Here is a 16,953-nt window from a genome sequence, read left to right on the forward strand (position 1 = left end):
CGGCCCCAACACATGCTGCCCTTGACGATAGCGCGAGCCCACCCCCAGCCCCTCCCGCTTACGGGAGGGGGGAAGGGAAGCCCCCCGCAAGCGGGAGGTCAGATCAACGGAACTTGCCGCTGAGCGACACACCGATGATCCGCGGTTCGTTGAATACCGCCGCCATGTAGTTCTCGATCACGCCCTTGAGATTCTTCTCGCCGGTGATGTTGCGTGCGAATACCGCCAGCTCATAGGCATCGTCCGGCGCCGCGTAACCGATCTTCACGCCGCCCTCGAAGTTGCCGTTCGCGGTGAACTCCTTGGTCTTGTACAGTACGAACCGCGTGTAGCCCTGGATGTTGAAGTCGCCCGCGATGAACGCGCGACCACCATTGCCGAGCGGCTGGTCGTAGCGCGCGGTGAGGTCGACATTGTACTCCGGCGCATTCGGCAGCGGCTCGCCGTCGATCTTGACCAGGTACGTCGTACCGAAAGCGCCGGGAACCGCGCGGACCGGCGCCGAGGGCGTGCAGACCACGACGTTGTTGAGCGCGCAGATCTGCACCTCGGTCGTCTTGTCCCGGATCGCGCTGTGCAACAGGCTTAGCCCTGCGCCCAGCGTGAGGTTCGGTACCGGCTTCCAATTGGCCTCGGCTTCCATGCCGTACGCCTCGGCCTTGTTGCCGTTGAACAGGATGCCGTTGCCGTTGACGTCGTTGCCGTTCAGCTGGATGTCGTTGACGCGGTAGCCGAACACCGTGGCATTGAGCGTCAGCGTATTGTCGAGCAGGCGCGTCTTGATCCCCGTCTCCCACGACAGGATCGTCTCCGAGTTCGCGGTCGAGAAGTCGGAGTTGAACACTGCCGAACGACCCTGGATCGTCGGTCCGCGGAAGCCCTGGGCGACGCGCGAATACAGGCTGATATCGGGGCTCGCCTGATACAGGATGCTCGCATCCCAGCTCGGCTTGGTCGACTTGAGCGTGACGTCACGACGGAAGTTGGTCGGATACTGATTGACGCCAGCCGCATTCTGAACGGTCTTCAGCAGTTGCGTACGCTTCTTGTCCTCGGTGATGCGCCCGCCGAGCGTTACCGTCAGCTTGTCCATCAGCTCGTAGCTGACCTGGCCGAAGCCCGCCCACGAGGTGTTGACGTCATGCAACCGCACCCAGTTGTTGGGATTGCGCGCCGCCGTCGTCAGGAAGAACGTCCGCTGATAAAAATCGGTGATGTCGCGGTTGTCGAAGTACAAGCCACCGAGCTGCCAGTTGAAGCGGCCGCCGGGGGTGCCGGCGACGCGCACTTCCTGCGACCATTGATCCAGATCGCGGATCTGGCCCTGTGACTGGCCGAAGCCGTTGGCGACGCCGCGGATCGGGAAATTCGCGCCCGCACCACCATCGGTATCGCCGCGGCTGAACCCGGACGTGGTCTCGTATGCCGTGATCGAAGTCAGCGTGGCTGGACCAAAGTCGTAGGACGCACGCGCCGAGCCGCCATAGGTGTTGTAGCTCTGCGGGTTGTCGTTACCCTCGTCGAGCGACACGGTATTGCGCGGCTCGGCGGAGACGTCGTTCGAACCCTTCTTTAGCGCGCCGCGATGGAACAACGTCGAGGTGCCGTCATACCAGCGCGCGTGGCCCGACAGGTCGAGGGTGAAGCGCTCGCCCGGTGTCAGCGCAAGCTGCACGCGGACGTTGCGATCGTCAAAGCCGCCCATCGCGTCCTTGCGCGGCGTCGCGGTGCTGTCCTGGCTTACACCGGCATAAGCGTTGTCGATGTAATCCGAGCGATGCTGGAGCAACGTCGACAGGCGGATCGAGAGGAGGTCCTTGATCAGCGGACCACCGACGCCCGCATCAAGGCTGACGCTGCCATAGCTGCCGACCGAGGCCGATGCGCGGCTCTCGAAGTCGTTGGTCGGCTTGTTCGTGTCGAACTTGATGATGCCGGCGGTGGTGTTGCGACCGAACAGCGAGCCCTGTGGGCCGCGGAGCACTTCGACCTGGCGGACGTCGAACACCGGGTTCGACTTCAGCACGACATGCTCGAGGATCACGTCGTCCTGGATGATCGTGACCGGCTGCGAGGCGCCGAGGTAGAAATCGATGTTGCCGAGGCCGCGGATGTAGAAGCGCGGGAAGATACGGCCGGTGGTCGATTCGACGTACAGGCCGGGGACGCGACCCGACAGCGCGAGCAGCGTATCGTCGCCGCCGGCGGTAAAGGCGCGCAGTGCATCGCCCGACGCGACGCCGACCGAGAGCGGGACCTTCTGGAGGTTTTCCGAACGGCGCTCGGCTGTGACGACGATGTCGTCCAAGCCTTCCTCGGGAGCAGACTGCCCAGTCTGAGTCTGGGCCTGATCCTGGACCGGCGCGGCCTGTGCGAACGCAGCCGATCCACTCACAATCGAACCAAACGCGACGCCGAGCATCAACGCCGACTTAACGACCGAAATCTTCAAGATGATATTCCCCAATAGTGCAGCGGCGTCCCTGACGACCGGCCGCACATCCCAATACGCAACGCCGCTACGCGCCATCGACCGCCCTCCCCGGACGGCCCGACGACGCCTCGCGACGCTCACTCCCCGGCTCGGCGGTTAGGCGGGGATTGTGTTGGTATGATGACAGTTGGTTACGGCGTTTTGGGTAATTGCAGGTTTGCGACACGGTGCGATATTTTTGCCGATGGCAGGAAGCGGAAACGCCATGCTAGCTTCGCCCTATGGACTTCGTGATGCGATTTTGGCTGACCATTCGGCGTTCGGGTTGGTTCGAGCCCAGTGCGACGGGCGGCATCTTCCCATTCCCTTTCGCCTGGCAGGCTTGGGCGATCATGGCGGTGTTTATCGCCGCGATCGCGGCTAGCGTTGTGCTGCACGGCGAAGCGGCGTGGCTAACGCGGATTATCCTGTGCATCGGCTACATCGCGTTTGGGGTCGCGACGTACGAGTGACGGCGACGGGCGGTGATGCGCCGTTCCAGCACGGGTAGGCATTCGGGGTTTAGGTTGACGAGTGTTTCAACGTCGTCGCTCCTCCACGTCGGAAAGGTTCGACGTCGATCCCCGCACGCAGTGGTAGCATGTTTCCCCGCGAAGGCGGGGACCCAGACTGGGCTCCCGCCTGCGCGGGAGAACAAGGAAGAGCGAACTGGCGTTCGAACTTAGCCTAAGCTGCGCCAAGGCAAAGCCGCGTAATCGAACGACATGACCGAGTACACGCTTGGTCTGTCGCCGTCCGGCTTGGCGATGGACCGCGGCTAAGCTGCTGCGCCGTTTAGCCTTGGGCGCCTACGCGTCGTCGCCCATCCGCAGCGCGGCAATGAACGCCTCCTGCGGGATGCTGACCGAGCCGTATTCGCGCATCTTCAGCTTGCCCTTCTTCTGCTTCTCCAGAAGCTTCTTCTTGCGGCTCGCGTCGCCACCGTAACACTTCGCGGTGACGTCCTTGCGCATCGCGCTGATCGTCTCGCGCGCGATCACCTTGCCCCCGATCGCCGCCTGGATCGGAATCTTGAACAGATGGCGCGGGATCAGCTCCTTCAGCCGCTCGACCATGCCACGGCCGCGGACTTCGGCGGTGCCGCGGTGGACGATCATGCTCAGCGCGTCGACCGGCTCCTCGTTGACGAGAATGCCCATCTTGACGAGGTCGCCCTCGCGGTAGCCGATCTGGTGATAATCGAAGCTCGCATAGCCCTTCGACATCGACTTCAGCCGATCGTAGAAATCGAACACCACTTCGTTCAGCGGCAGCTCGTAGGTCGCCTGCGCGCGACCGCCGACATAGGTCAGGTTCTTCTGGATCCCGCGGCGATCCTGGCAGAGCTTCAGGACGCTGCCGAGATATTCGTCGGGGACGTAGATCGTCGCTTCGATCCACGGCTCGCTGATCGTCGCGATCTTGTTCGGCTCGGGCATGTCGGCGGGGTTGTGCAGCTCGATATGCGTCGTGCCGGACGGATCGGGATGGGTCAGCTCGATCTCATAGACCACGGAAGGCGCGGTGGTGATCAGGTCCAAATCATATTCGCGTGTGAGCCGCTCCTGGATGATCTCCAGATGCAGCAGCCCGAGGAACCCGCAGCGGAAGCCGAAGCCCAGTGCGGCCGACGTCTCCATCTCGAACGAGAAGCTCGCATCGTTGAGGCGCAGCTTCGAAATGCTCTCGCGCAGCTTCTCGAACTCGGCGGCATCGACCGGGAACATCCCGCAGAACACGACCGGCTGGACTTCCTTGAAGCCCGCGAGCGCTTCAAGAGCCGGCCGCTTCGCGTCGGTGATCGTGTCGCCGACGCGCGTCTGGGCGACCTCTTTGATCTGTGCGGTGATGAAGCCCATCTCGCCGGTGCCGAGCTCTGTTAGCTGCTCGATCTTCGGACGGAAACAGCCGACCCGGTCGACCAGATGCATCGTGCCGGTCTGCATGAACTTGATCTGCTGGCCCTTCTTCAGGACCCCGTCGATTACGCGCACGAGGATGACGACGCCGAGATACGGATCGTACCAGCTGTCGACGAGCATCGCCTTCAGCGGCGCCTCGGGATCACCGCTGGGCGGCGGGATCTTGGTGACGATAGCCTCGAGGATCTCGACGATGCCGATCCCCGACTTCGCCGACGCGAGCACCGCTTCGGACGCATCGATGCCGATCACGTCCTCGATTTCCTTGCGCACCTTCTCAGGCTCGGCGGCGGGCAGATCGATCTTGTTGATCACCGGCACGATCTCGTGGTCGTGCTCGATCGACTGGTACACGTTGGCGAGCGTCTGCGCCTCGACGCCCTGCGCGGCATCGACCACCAGCAGCGCGCCTTCGCAAGCGGCCAGGCTGCGGCTCACCTCATACGCGAAGTCGACATGCCCCGGCGTGTCCATCAGGTTGAGGACGTAATCGAGACCGTCCTTGGCGTGATACGCGAGGCGCACGGTCTGCGCCTTGATCGTGATCCCGCGCTCCTTCTCGATGTCCATGTTGTCGAGCACCTGCTCGGACATTTCGCGCGCGGTCAGGCCGCCAGTTTCCTGGATCAGCCGGTCGGCGAGCGTCGACTTGCCATGGTCGATATGGGCGATGATGGAAAAATTGCGGATGCGGTCGAGCGGAGTCATGGCGCGCTCCTAGCAGCGACGCCGCGTGCGCGATAGATCGCGGACACACACCATAATTGTCTTGAACGTTCGGGATGTCGCGGCTAGGGCGCTCACCGGCAATGTTGTCGGGGCGTGGCGCAGTCTGGTAGCGCACTGGTCTCGGGGTCCAGGGGTCGTAGGTTCGAATCCTATCGCCCCGACCATTGCCGATTTTACGGGGTGAGTTTGCCCCCTCCCCGAACCCAAACTCTACGTGATGATGAAGCGCGCACCGCCCAACGGGCCACCATGCCGCCGAGACAAAACTCAGCGCCCTAGAACGCGTTGGCGATCCGCTTCTGCATCGACCGAACCGGGCTCGCGATCACCTCCGGCATATCCTGCGCCTCATCCATCAGGGCCACGCGCCGGTGCAGGTCGGTGCTGGACCCGATCATCTCTCGCGCGCGCGTCGGCAGCATCGCGAGCAGCGCCGCATCGGTAATCGGCGCATCGCCCAGCCGCCGCGCGGGATCGAGCGCATCCCGCGGGCGCAGCTCCCCCGCCTGGACCGCGCGCTGCGTCAGCAGCCATGCGATGACGTGCATCAGCCGCGTCGTCACCTTGAGCGATTCGCAACTGAAGCTGACCCGGATCAGCGGATCGAGCGCCTCGCGTTCGACCCGCCCGGCTTCGTCGAAATAGGTCCGCGCCTCGTCGGCCAGCAACATCGCTTCGCTATACAGAGCGTCGATCAGGCGGCGCTGCATCCGCGATTCATAGCCGGCGTGGGTCATCGATTGGACAAATGGCACACCGGCCAGACGTCATCCAGAGAGGTTAACGACGCGCTAACCATCACCTGTCCCAAAATGCGCCAGTACGTGCGCGTTCCAGTTTAGGACGTTGCAATCACGCGATAATATCCGGGATGAGCAGGTCTTCGAGCGAGGCAATTTCGTCTCGAAGCCGTAATTTGCGCTTCTTGAGCCGCGCCATCTGCAACTGGTCGGGCGTCGACGCCAACGCGAGGGCGGCGATCGCGTCGTCGAGATCGCGATGCTCGATCCGCAATGAATCAAGTCGAACTCTGGTCTGCGCGTCGTCCACTCGCCCCCCGATGGCTGCCGTCGTATCCGGTGCCCTTAGCAAACGCAGCGCAGTGCGCGAGTGCGAAACCGTCCCTGCAAGGCGGACCGGGGTCGAAAACGTACTTCAAGACGAATCGCGACCCCACCGCGCACGTTCGGTCCGTCGCGCCAAATCGTTCGCCCAATCGATTTGGTCCGTTTCCGATGAAGACATTTCGATGACGGAGTGGTTTACTCCGTTCCCCAACCCGAATGCAGGAGGCATCCCACCGTGCAGACGACTCATCAGACAGCCCTGGAAACCAAGCATGCCGTGCTGGAGCAGCGGATCGCCGACGAAACGCACCGTCCGCTACCCGACGCGAACCTTTTGGCGAGCCTGAAGAAGCAGAAGCTGCGACTGAAGGAAGAGATCGTCAGCGTATAACGGTCGTCGATACCGCTCCCCGGCTAGATCCGGGGAGCCACTTGCCGGAGTTACAGTGGCTTCGGATTGCGCAAGGCGTACGCACTGTCAGACGCCTTGACGGTATAGGACGGCGACAAGGGTTTGGTCCCACCGGGCGATTTGCGCACCAGCAGCGGATCGATCGGCGAGTCGAGCGATATGCCCATCCGCCCCTCGGTGCACCACGCGACCGTGCCGGCAACTTCGCCGATCCCGCGCAGCGTCACCGTGACCGGCGTCCCGACATCGACAACCTTAGCGAGCTCGGCCATCAAACCCGTCTCGGACAGATTACGAACCCTCGCCTCGCGGGCAGTCGTCTCGTCGCCGATCCGCACCTGCGCGACCAGCAGCAAGCTGTCCCGCTCACGCTGTCGGCGGTTCTCGTTGCCGCCGGGCGACCCGGTGTCGATGCTCATGCCGCGACCGATTTTACCATGATCGAACACAGCTTTCTCTTCCCCGTCGGTGGGCGCGATTAATCCTCGCGCGACACCTTCTCGTTACGCTCGTGCCGTTCCTGCGCCTCGACCGTCATCGTCGCGATCGGTCGTGCCTCAAGCCGCGCCAGGCTGATAGGCTCACCGGTGACCTCGCAATAGCCATATTCGCCTTCGTCGATCCGCCGGATCGCGGCTTCGATCTTCGAGACGAGTTTGCGTTGACGGTCGCGCGTGCGCAGTTCGATCGACCAGTCGGTTTCGCTCGATGCACGATCGGTGAGATCCGCCTCACGCAACGAATCGACCTGCAACTGCGAAAGCGTTTCCTGCGACTCCCGCAGGATCGATTCCTTCCACTCCTGAAGCTTGCGGCGGAAATACGCCTGCTGCTTCAAGCTCATGAACGGCTCGTCCGCGTCTGGACGATAACCATCCTCGCCGCTGTCGTTGGCGGCCTCTCGACTGGAATTCCCGGTATCGTCCACACGATTCATTACGGTCGCCATACCACTCTCCCTCTGGCCCCGTCGCATCAGCCTCGCTGATTTCCAAGGACCGCCCCCCAAATGGTGAAAGCGCCTATAGTCTCACGGGCATGCGACCACAAGCGACAGCGCTTGCGCATTCTGCCCCGAAACCGACATTTTATTGCGGCGCCCGGATAACCCATGTCACGTCAGCGTTTTTCGGCACGGGACGGGTCCGCGGCGCGCCAGGGGTATACTTTGTCCCAGCGCGGCACGTTAACGATGACGCGCTGGTTTCCGCATAAGTAAATCCTCGTTTAACCATCCGGAATGTGGTTAAGCCACTTGCGCTTAACGCTTTGTTTTGCAGTTAGTCGGATAGCAGTTCCGAATACTGCGTACGGGGATCCGGCAACACGAGGGTGCCGGCAACGAAAGAGTGACGATATGTCGGTGAGGATGGCCCTGGCGAAATTGTGCGCGTGCGCGTGCGGTGGCGCTTTGATCGGCGGCGGCGCGGTGCATATTGCCGAGCGCCCGCAGCGAACCGCCAATACCAAGCGAGTCTTGGTCAAGCGAGTCGCGCGGCCACAGATCGCCGCCGTGACTCGGCCGCGTGTCCGCCGCGTGGTCACCACGACTCGCCAGACGTGCGCGCCGACCGTTGTAACGGTCGCGAACGCAGCGCCCGTCCCGGTTCCGGTCGGCACCGGTTACATTGGCGGCGGCGGCGCGGGTCCGGACCCGATCGCAGTCGGCGGCAGCGGCGGGTTCTTCGGTACGCCCGGCGGATTCGGCGGCGGGTTCGGTGGCAGCGGCGGATCGAGCGGGAGCATCGTCATCTCCTCGACGTCGAGCGGTGGATCGACCTCGACCGGTGGATCGTCGACCAGCAGCGGCGGGTCTTCGACATCGAGCGGCGGATCGTCGACCAGTACGGGTGGCGCGACCATTTCCAGCACATCGTCGACCGGTGGCTCGAGCGGCAACGTATCGTCCGCATCGGGTGGATCGAGCGGCAACGTCTCGTCGGCATCAGGTGGATCGAGCGGCGACGTGTCGTCCTCGACCAGCAGCGCGTCGTCGGCATCGTCGGCCTCCTCCGCGTCCTCGGCCAGCAGCGGTAGTTCGTCCGGTTATGGATCGAGCAGCAAGGGTTGGGGATCGAGCGGCGGCTGGAACTCGACCGGTGGCTGGAGCTCGAACGGATCGTCCGGCAGCTCCGCATCGTCGGGCAGCAGTGGTTCGGCCTCAAGCGGATCGAGTGGTTCGAGTGCAAGCAGTGCCAGCAGCGCGTCGAGCGCGAGCAGCGCAAGTTCGAGCGGCAGCACGGGATCGAGCGGCGGTCCGCCGGCACCCGTTCCCGCTCCGCCGATGGTGTTGCTGTTCGGTGCGGCAGCAGCAGCGCTCGTCGCGCGGAAGCGTTTCGCCAAAACGAAGGCGGTTGCAGCTTAACCTCTGCAACTTCGCATAGAAAAGGCCCCGCCGGAGATCCTCCGACGGGGCCTTTTCTTGAATAGCGATCAGGCGTTCATGAGGGCCTTCTCGATGTCCTTGATCGGATGCCCGGTCAGGTCCTTGTCGAGTTCGCCCTTGAGGCGGCTGGTGACTTCCTTGTGATAGTGCTTGCGCAGTTCGCCGAGCGTCTTCGGCGGTGCGATCACGATCAGCGAGTCATACTTGTTCTTCAGCGCACCGGTCTTCAGAAAGTCGGCCGCGTCGGCGGCGAAGCGATCTTCCTCGATCTGGTGAAAGTCGGTCGGCTCTACCGAACTCTGCACACCGCCCTGTGGCGACGAGGCACGGCCGGCGGAATCTGTCGCTTGGTCGCGCGTCGCCGGATTGTCCTGCTCCTGCGCCTTTTCGACGACGAGATTGGGGAACTCGGCGTCGCCCTCGTTGCGCAGGAACAGCATTTTCCGGCCGTCCGCGACGAGCACGACGGAGTTGTGGGGAAGATGCATGCGTGTCTCTCCTTTTCGCTATGCGTATGCGGGGTGAACGCGCCGCGTGCCGGGGAGGTTGCGCCGCCTTGCGTACGCCCCTCGCCCTCGGCATAGCCCAGTCATGCACGACATACGCCTGATCCGCGACGATCCCGCCGCCTTCGACGCCGCCCTCGCCAAGCGGGGTGTCGCACCGCAGTCCGCCTCGCTGGTGACGCTCGACGAGCAGCGCCGCGCGACGATCGCGGACTCGCAGACCGCGCAGACCCGCCGCAACGAACTGTCGAAGGCGATCGGCCAGGCCAAGGCGCAGAAGGACGAGGCCAAGGCGCAGGCGCTGATGGCCGAGGTCGCGAGCCTGAAGGAGGCGCTGCCCGCGCTGGAAGCCGACGAAGCGCGGCTCGGTGGCGAACTCCAGGCCATGCTGGCCGCGATCCCGAACCTTCCCGCAACCAACGTGCCCGAGGGCGGCAGCGAGGACGACAATGCGCTCGTCCACACGCGCGGCACGCCAACGACGTTCGCCTTCGCGGCGCGCGAGCATGACGCGATCGGTCCTGCGATCGGCCTCGATTTCGAGACCGGTGCGGCGATGTCGGGCGCGCGCTTCACGTTGGTCCGCGGGCCTGCCGCCAAGCTGCAACGCGCGCTTGGCCAGTTCATGCTCGATCATGTCGCCGACGCCGGTTTCGAGCAGGTCTCGCCGCCGTTGTTAGTCCGCGATGAGGCAGTGTTCGGCACCGGCCAGCTCCCGAAGTTCTCGGAGGACTTGTTCCGGACAACCGACGGCCGCTGGCTGATCCCGACCGCGGAGGTGAGCCTCACCAACATCGTCCGCGAACAGATCCTCAGCGAAGCCGAACTGCCGTTGCGCTTCACCGCGCTGACGCCGTGCTTCCGTTCCGAGGCGGGCGCTGCGGGTCGCGATACGCGCGGCTACATCCGCCAGCATCAGTTCGACAAGGTCGAGATGGTCTCGATCGTCACCCCCGACATGTCCGAGGCCGAGCATGAGCGCATGACCGCGTGCGCGGAGGGCGTGCTCAACGCGTTGCAGCTACCGTTCAGGCGGATGCTCCTATGCACCGGCGATATGGGTTTCACCGCGGCACGCACGTACGATCTCGAAGTCTGGCTACCGGGCCAGGCGCGCTATCGCGAGATCAGCAGCGTCTCAACCTGCACCGACTTCCAGGCGCGCCGGATGAACGCGCGGTATCGGCCCGAGGGCGAGAAGGGCACGCGGTTCGTCCATACGCTCAACGGCTCGGCGCTCGCAGTCGGGCGGACGCTGGTCGCGGTGCTGGAGAATTATCAGCAGGAGGACGGCTCGGTCGCGGTTCCCGCCGTGCTCCAGCCGTATCTTGGCGGGCTGACCGTCCTGGAGCCGAAGCGCTGATGCGGATCCTGCTGACCAACGACGATGGCTATCATGCGCCCGGTCTCAAGGTGCTGGAAACGATCGCCCGGACCTTGTCCGACGACGTCTGGATCGTCGCACCCGCCGAGGAACAATCGGGCGCCGGGCATTCGCTCACGCTGTCGCGGCCGATCCGGGTGCGGAAGCATGGCGAGAAGCGATATGCCGTCGCGGGCACGCCGACCGACGCGGTGATGATGGCACTCGCCAAGATCATGAAGGATTGTCCGCCCGACCTGATCCTGTCCGGCGTAAACCGGGGCGCGAACCTTGCGGAGGACGTTACCTATTCGGGCACAGTCTCGGCAGCGATGGAGGGCGCGCTGGGCGGCATCCGGTCGATCGCGCTGAGCCAGATCTACAGCCGCGAAGGCATGGGCGACAGCGTACCGTTCGAGGCCGCTGCCGCCTGGGGCGAGCGCGTTTTGCGGCCTCTGGTCGACGCACCATTGGCGCCGCGCACGCTGGTCAACGTCAACTTTCCCGCTGTCCCCGCTGATGCGGTGAAGGGCGTGCGCGTCGTCGGTCAGGGCTTCCGCGACTATGGCCGGTTGCAGATCGTCAGCAACACTGATCCACGCGGCTACGAATATCACTGGTTCGCGCTTGGCCGGACCGTCGAGACGCCGGCGCACGCTACCGATCTGGAAGCGACCGCGGCGGGGTACGTCTCGGTCACGCCGCTGCACCTCGACCTAACGCATTTCGAATCGATGGATATGCTGACGCAGGCCTATCGTTGATGCGGCGTGCGGGCGTCCTGGTTCCACTGGCGACGCTCGTGCTGACCGCGTGCATTCCGCACGTCGATCGCCCCGCCGGCTACGGTAACCCGCCACAGCGTCCGTACCGCGATCCGCCGCCCCGCCGCGACAATCCGGCGCCTCCCCGTGACGATTCGCCGCGCGAGGATACGCCGCGTGACGACCGGCAGCCGCAGGACATTCCCGGACGTGACACGGGCGAGGTCACCACCCTGCCCGCCCCGCGCCCCGCCTGGGAGGCTCGCCCGGTCAGCGCCGATGCGAAGACGATTCCTGATACGACCTATGTCGTCCAGCCCGGCGATACGCTGAGCCGCGTGGTCGATCGCAGCGGTGCGAGCCTCGAAGCGATCGCGCGCGCGAACGACCTCGAATCACCCTATTCCATCCAAGCCGGCCAGCGGTTGCAGATCCCCGGCGGCCGCTATCACCAGGTCCGCCGCGGCGAGACCGGGATCGCGATCGCGCGCGCATACGGGGTCGAATGGTCGCGGATCGTAGCCGCCAACGCGCTCGTCGAACCCTACGTGCTCCGCGCCGACCAGCGTATCCAGATCCCTGGCGAGCCGAGCGGCGGCACCGCGAGCGCATCGGAACGCGCGCAGGCTTTCACGCTCGACATCGACGACATCCTGACCGGCGGCGAACCCGCGCTCGCCAGCAACCAGGCGCCGGCAAGACCGATCGCGACGCCACGGCGCGTGCTACCGTCGAACGCGGTCGTCACCGCGCCCGCGCGTCTCGCGAGCGGCGGGTTCCTGTGGCCGGTCGACGGCAAGGTCGTGAAGCGCTTCGGCCACGGCGCAAGCGGCGAACGCAACGACGGCATCAAGATCGCCGTACCGGTCTCGACACCGATCCATGCGGCCGCGGACGGCGTCGTCGCCTATGTCGGCGACGGCATCGCGGCGCTGGGCGGGCTGGTCATCATCAAGCACGGCGGCGGCTGGACGAGCGTCTATGGCCACGCGTCTAAGCTGCTCGTGCAACGCGGCCAGAGCGTCAAGCGAGGCCAGACGATCGCGCTGTCGGGCGACACCGGGTTCGCGGATCGACCCGAGCTGCACTTCGAACTGCGCAAGGGGCGCACCCCCGTCGATCCAACGTCGCAGTTGCCGCGAACGTGATTCTCCCCTCCCGCTTGCGGGAGGGGTCGGGGGAGGGCATGGGGGCGAGGAAGCCCCTCCCCTAACCCCTCCCGCAAGCGGAAGGGGAACGAGACGCACCATGACCTACCAGTCCGACCTGCTCACCACGCTGACCTCGCGCGGCTATGTCCACCAGATGACCGACGCGGCCGCGCTCGATGCGCTGGCCGGCAAGCAGGTGGTGCCCGGCTATATCGGCTTCGATCCGACCGCGCCGTCGCTGCATGTCGGCAGCTTGGTCCAGATCATGCTGCTCCGCCGACTCCAGCAGACCGGGCACAAGCCGATCGTCCTGATGGGCGGCGGCACCGGCAAGATCGGCGATCCTAGCTTCAAGGACGAAGCCCGGAAACTGCTCGGCGAGGACGGGATCAAGGCCAACGTCGCCTCGATCCGCCGCATCTTCGAACGCTTCCTGACCTTCGGTGATGGGCCCACGGACGCGGTGATGCTCGACAATGCCGAGTGGCTCGACGCGCTTGAATATATCCCGTTCCTGCGCGACGTCGGCCAGCATTTCTCGGTCAACCGGATGCTCGCGTTCGACTCGGTCAAGCTCCGCCTCGACCGCGAACAGTCGCTGAGCTTCCTCGAATTTAACTACATGATCCTGCAGGCCTACGACTTCCTCGAACTGTCGCGCCGCGCCGAGTGCCGGTTGCAGATGGGCGGATCGGATCAATGGGGCAACATCGTCAACGGCATCGAACTGTCGCGCCGGATGGATTCGACCGAGGTCTACGGCGTCACCACCCCGCTGATTACCACGGCGGATGGCGGCAAGATGGGCAAGACGATGTCGGGCGCGGTCTGGCTGCACGAGGATCAGCTGCCACACTTCGATTACTGGCAGTTCTGGCGCAACACCGACGATCGCGACGTCGGCCGTTTCCTGAAGCTGTTCACCGACCTCCCGCTCGACGAGATCGCGCGTCTCGAAGCGCTCGAAGGCGCGGAGATCAACGCCGCCAAGATCGTGCTCGCCAACGAAGCGACCGCGATGTGCCGCGGTCGCGATGCCGCCGAACAGGCCGCCGAGACTGCGCGGAAGACGTTCGAGGAAGGCGCGTCGGGCGATTCGCTGCCGAGCTACGCCGTTTCCGGTGGGTCGATCGGTGTCGTCGAAGCGCTGGTGGGACTGGGCTTCGTCGCCTCCAATGGCGAGGCGCGACGGAAGATCGCCGAGGGCGCGGTGCGTGTCGATGGCGAGGCCGTCCGCGAGCCGACCACCAGCATCGACGTCGCGTCGCCCGTCCGGCTTAGCCTCGGCAAGAAACGACATGGAATGCTAACCCCCTCGTAATAGAGGCATTCTCGTTTCGAAGAACGTCGCGTTAAGTATCACCGTTCGTATCGGGTTCACGCCACGCGCCGTACACAGGCGGGATGGTTATTCCAGGGGAGCGATCGATGCCACGCTACGCAATGGCCGTTCGCGATGCGCGCGGCGAGCCCCGCGACGAAGTCATGCACCGCACGCATGCGCTCGACGGCGACGATCGCATGGTCAAGCTGGTGCTGGTCAACATGTCCGCCAACGGCCTGATGGCACGGTGCGACGGCGATCCGGCCGCGGGTGATCGATTGCGGATTCGCCTGCCGATCTTCGGCTATGTCGACGCGGTCGTGCGCTGGTCGCTTGGCGGTCGGATCGGCTGCGAGCTCGAACGGACGATCCCGCTCGCCGAGTATTACACGATGCTCACGGTGATGATCCGCAACAGCTGACGGCTCAGCCGGAGCGGAGCAGCGCCACGCCGGCGTCGCGATCGAACAGGTATAGGGCTGTCCTCGCCGCCTGCCCTCTCGGTCCCTCCAGTCCACCGTCACGATCGATCAGCAGCCGCGCGTCGTCGTGCGCGCATTGCAGCAGGTCGGCCATCATGTCCGGCGTCGCGAGCCGGAACGCCATCTCGCCCGATTGCTTGGTGCCGAGCAGTTCGCCTGCACCGCGGAGGCGGAGGTCCTCCTCGGCGATACGGAAACCGTCGTTCGTCTCGCGCATCAGCGCGAGGCGCGCGCGGGATGTCTCGCTGAGCGACGATCCGCGCATCAGCAGGCAGATCGAACGGCCGGTGCCGCGCCCCACCCGTCCGCGGAGCTGGTGGAGCTGGGCGAGGCCGAAGCGGTCGGCGTGCTCGATCACGATCAGGGTCGCGTTGGGAACGTCGACGCCGACCTCGATCACAGTGGTAGCGACGAGGACGGACGTGCGGGCTGCGGAGAACTCGGCCATCACCGCGTCCTTCTCCGCAGGCTTCATGCGGCCGTGGACGAGCGCCACCTTGTCGCCGAAGCGGGCACGCAGCGTCTCCGCGCGCATTTCGGCGGCGGCGAGGTCGCTTTTCTCGCTCTCCTCGACCAGCGGGCACACCCAGTATGCCTGCCCGCCATCCGCCAGATGCCGGCCGAGGGCGTTGACCACGTCGTCGAGGCGGTCCTCAGAGATCACGCGCGTCTCGATCGGCTGGCGGCCCGGCGGCATCTCGTCGAGACGGCTGACGTCCATTTCGCCGTATTGCGCGAGCGTCAGCGTGCGCGGGATCGGCGTCGCGGTCATCGCGAGCAGGTGCGGCGGCGCGACACCCTTGGCCTGCAATGTCATCCGCTGCGCGACGCCGAAGCGGTGCTGCTCGTCCACTACGACGAGCCCCAGGTCCTTGTACCCGACCGCATCCTGGAAGATCGCGTGCGTGCCGACGAGGATGTCGATCTCCCCGCTCGCCAGCGCCATAAGGGTCGCCTCGCGCACGCGGCCCTTGTCGCGACCGGTCAGCACGCCGATCTCGATCGGCAGGCCGGCGAGCGTCTTTCTCAGCGTCTCGTAATGCTGGCGCGCGAGGATCTCGGTCGGCGCGAGCATTGCCGCCTGTGCGCCTGCCTCGACCGCGATCAGCATCGCCATCGCCGCGACCAGCGTCTTGCCCGAGCCGACGTCGCCTTGCAGCAGCCGCAGCATCGGCGCGGTCTGCGCGAGATCGCCCTCGATCTCGCCGACCGTCCGCGATTGCGCGCCGGTCAGCGTATAGGGGAGTTTAAGCAGGTCGCGCAGCCGGCCGTCGCCTTGCAATGCCCGCCCCCGCCGCTTGCGGGTATCCGCGCGGACGACCGTCATCGCGAGCTGGTTCGCGAACACCTCGTCATAGGCGAGCCGTTCGCGCGCCTTTGCGTCCGACGGGTCGGCGTGGATGCGCTCCAGCGACTCGTGCCACCCCGGCCATTCGCGTTTCGCCTTGAGGCCGGGCTCGATCCACTCGGGCAGGTCGGGCGCGCGCGCGACCGCCTGTGTGGTCATCGCCGCCAGTCGCCGCGACGTGAGGCCTTCCGACAGCGGATAGATCGGCTCGCGTTCGCGCAACTCCTCGTCGGGTTCGACGATGTCGGGATGGACAATCTGCAATTCCTGGCCGTATTCGTCGAGCCGCCCCGAGATACGCTTTGCCTCGCCGATCGGCAGCAGCTTCTTCGCCCAGCCAGAGCTGCCGCCGAAGAAGACGAGGCTGACGTAATTGCCGTGCTCGTCAGTCGCTTGCACGCGCGTGGGGCCGCGCCCCGCGCTGATCTTGTAGTCGCGCGGGGTTAGCGTGATTGTGATGATCCGCCCGGCGTCGCTCGACATCAGCTCGGAGCGCGGCAGACGATCGACGTAGCCGGTCGGCAGATGGAAGGCGACGTCGACGACGCGCGCGAGCCCTAGCCGGTCGAGCGGCTTGGCGAGCGCAGGCCCTACCCCTTTCAGGACGAGGGTTTCGGCGAACAGCGGATTGAGGATTTCGGGTCGCATGACTATCTGCTCCATATAGCCAAGCCGACGCCCGCCGCCAGCGGTCGCCGGTCTATCGGCGTTGGAGATACGATGGATCACGAAACCCGCCTCAAGCGCCTCGGCTTTCGCAGCTCGCACCGCGGCACGCGCGAAGCCGACATGATGATCGGCGGCTTCTTCGCGACCTATGGCCGGACGTGGACGCCGGAAGAGCTCGACTGGTTCGAGGCGCTGCTGGAGGAACAGGATGTCGACATCATGGGCTGGGCGATCGGTTCGATCGTGTGCCCGCCCGAATGGGACGGCCCGATGATGCAGGCGATGCGCGACATCAACTACGTGACGGTCGTGAAGTAACGCACTCCCTCTCCCCTCCGGGGAGAGGGCCGGGGTGAG

The 16,953-nt window shown here is 65.1% G+C and carries 18 protein-coding genes and 1 tRNA gene; 9 read left to right on the forward strand and 10 right to left on the reverse strand.

Annotated features, from left to right (window positions below; genetic code table 11):
* Positions 1-103: 103 nt before the first annotated feature.
* The gene (locus E5673_RS13050; RefSeq protein ID WP_136191509.1) at positions 104-2,422 is read right to left on the reverse strand and encodes a TonB-dependent receptor; all 2,319 of its coding nucleotides are present in this window, start codon (positions 2,420-2,422) and stop codon (positions 104-106) included.
* 305 nt (positions 2,423-2,727) lie between these two features.
* Between E5673_RS13050 and E5673_RS13055 the strand changes: the two genes are divergently transcribed.
* Complete coding sequence (locus E5673_RS13055) at positions 2,728-2,946, forward strand: hypothetical protein (protein ID WP_136190349.1); 219 nt, start codon at positions 2,728-2,730, stop codon at positions 2,944-2,946.
* Positions 2,947-3,282: 336 nt separating this feature from the next.
* On the opposite strand, the gene lepA is transcribed toward E5673_RS13055, so the two are convergent.
* Positions 3,283-5,103 (reverse strand): translation elongation factor 4, encoded by a 1,821-nt coding sequence (gene lepA / locus E5673_RS13060; RefSeq protein ID WP_056049136.1) that lies wholly within the window; start codon positions 5,101-5,103, stop codon positions 3,283-3,285.
* Positions 5,104-5,211: 108 nt separating this feature from the next.
* Between lepA and E5673_RS13065 the strand changes: the two genes are divergently transcribed.
* Positions 5,212-5,288: transfer RNA gene (locus tag E5673_RS13065), tRNA-Pro, on the forward strand.
* Between the two features lie 111 nt (positions 5,289-5,399).
* On the opposite strand, the gene E5673_RS13070 is transcribed toward E5673_RS13065, so the two are convergent.
* Positions 5,400-5,861, reverse strand: a complete 462-nt coding sequence (locus E5673_RS13070; protein WP_247599382.1) for a DUF1465 family protein — start codon at positions 5,859-5,861, stop codon at positions 5,400-5,402.
* 115 nt (positions 5,862-5,976) lie between these two features.
* The gene (locus E5673_RS13075) at positions 5,977-6,174 is read right to left on the reverse strand and encodes a DUF465 domain-containing protein (RefSeq protein WP_056058507.1); all 198 of its coding nucleotides are present in this window, start codon (positions 6,172-6,174) and stop codon (positions 5,977-5,979) included.
* Positions 6,175-6,426: 252 nt separating this feature from the next.
* Here E5673_RS13075 and E5673_RS13080 point away from each other — a divergent pair, with 252 nt between their 5' ends.
* The gene (locus E5673_RS13080; protein ID WP_082441033.1) at positions 6,427-6,582 is read left to right on the forward strand and encodes a YdcH family protein; all 156 of its coding nucleotides are present in this window, start codon (positions 6,427-6,429) and stop codon (positions 6,580-6,582) included.
* Positions 6,583-6,632: 50 nt separating this feature from the next.
* Here the strand turns inward: E5673_RS13080 and E5673_RS13085 are convergent, their stop codons facing one another.
* The 5 genes from E5673_RS13085 to E5673_RS13100 all read right to left on the reverse strand — a co-directional run bounded on the left by E5673_RS13085 (position 6,633) and on the right by E5673_RS13100 (position 9,477).
* Entirely contained in the window at positions 6,633-7,022 is a 390-nt protein-coding gene (locus tag E5673_RS13085; RefSeq protein ID WP_056059568.1) for a PilZ domain-containing protein, read from the reverse strand.
* Between the two features lie 59 nt (positions 7,023-7,081).
* On the reverse strand, positions 7,082-7,552 hold the full coding sequence (gene dksA / locus E5673_RS13090; protein ID WP_056058504.1) for an RNA polymerase-binding protein DksA: 471 nt from the start codon (positions 7,550-7,552) through the stop codon (positions 7,082-7,084).
* A gap of 674 nt (positions 7,553-8,226) precedes the next feature.
* Positions 8,227-8,535, reverse strand: a complete 309-nt coding sequence (locus E5673_RS20070) for a hypothetical protein (RefSeq protein WP_247599714.1) — start codon at positions 8,533-8,535, stop codon at positions 8,227-8,229.
* A 114-nt stretch (positions 8,536-8,649) separates the two neighbouring features.
* A complete protein-coding gene (locus E5673_RS19705; RefSeq protein ID WP_168711627.1) occupies positions 8,650-8,946 on the reverse strand; it encodes a hypothetical protein in 297 nt (98 codons plus the stop codon).
* 90 nt (positions 8,947-9,036) lie between these two features.
* Positions 9,037-9,477 (reverse strand): host attachment family protein, encoded by a 441-nt coding sequence (locus E5673_RS13100; protein WP_056482080.1) that lies wholly within the window; start codon positions 9,475-9,477, stop codon positions 9,037-9,039.
* Positions 9,478-9,580: 103 nt separating this feature from the next.
* On the opposite strand from E5673_RS13100, the gene serS reads away from it, so the two are divergent.
* The 5 genes from serS (at position 9,581) to E5673_RS13125 (ending at position 14,519) form a co-directional block, all read left to right on the forward strand.
* Positions 9,581-10,858, forward strand: coding sequence for a serine--tRNA ligase (gene serS, locus E5673_RS13105; RefSeq protein WP_136190350.1), 1,278 nt, complete (start codon positions 9,581-9,583; stop codon positions 10,856-10,858).
* Positions 10,858-11,622 carry a 5'/3'-nucleotidase SurE gene (gene surE / locus E5673_RS13110; protein WP_136190351.1) on the forward strand — a complete coding sequence of 255 codons (765 nt, stop codon included), beginning with the start codon at positions 10,858-10,860 and terminating at the stop codon, positions 11,620-11,622. Before serS ends, surE begins: the two co-directional genes overlap by 1 nt.
* A complete protein-coding gene (locus E5673_RS13115) occupies positions 11,622-12,770 on the forward strand; it encodes a M23 family metallopeptidase (RefSeq protein WP_136190352.1) in 1,149 nt (382 codons plus the stop codon). Before surE ends, E5673_RS13115 begins: the two co-directional genes overlap by 1 nt.
* A gap of 100 nt (positions 12,771-12,870) precedes the next feature.
* Positions 12,871-14,094, forward strand: coding sequence for a tyrosine--tRNA ligase (tyrS, locus tag E5673_RS13120; RefSeq protein ID WP_136190353.1), 1,224 nt, complete (start codon positions 12,871-12,873; stop codon positions 14,092-14,094).
* 107 nt (positions 14,095-14,201) lie between these two features.
* Complete coding sequence (locus E5673_RS13125; RefSeq protein ID WP_056058490.1) at positions 14,202-14,519, forward strand: PilZ domain-containing protein; 318 nt, start codon at positions 14,202-14,204, stop codon at positions 14,517-14,519.
* Between the two features lie 4 nt (positions 14,520-14,523).
* On the opposite strand, the gene recG is transcribed toward E5673_RS13125, so the two are convergent.
* The gene (gene recG, locus E5673_RS13130) at positions 14,524-16,575 is read right to left on the reverse strand and encodes an ATP-dependent DNA helicase RecG (protein ID WP_136190354.1); all 2,052 of its coding nucleotides are present in this window, start codon (positions 16,573-16,575) and stop codon (positions 14,524-14,526) included.
* A gap of 72 nt (positions 16,576-16,647) precedes the next feature.
* Between recG and E5673_RS13135 the strand changes: the two genes are divergently transcribed.
* The gene (locus E5673_RS13135) at positions 16,648-16,914 is read left to right on the forward strand and encodes a succinate dehydrogenase assembly factor 2 (protein WP_056048683.1); all 267 of its coding nucleotides are present in this window, start codon (positions 16,648-16,650) and stop codon (positions 16,912-16,914) included.
* The last annotated feature ends 39 nt before the right edge of the window (positions 16,915-16,953 follow it).

Source organism: Sphingomonas sp. PAMC26645 (assembly GCF_004795835.1).
GTDB lineage: Bacteria > Pseudomonadota > Alphaproteobacteria > Sphingomonadales > Sphingomonadaceae > Sphingomonas.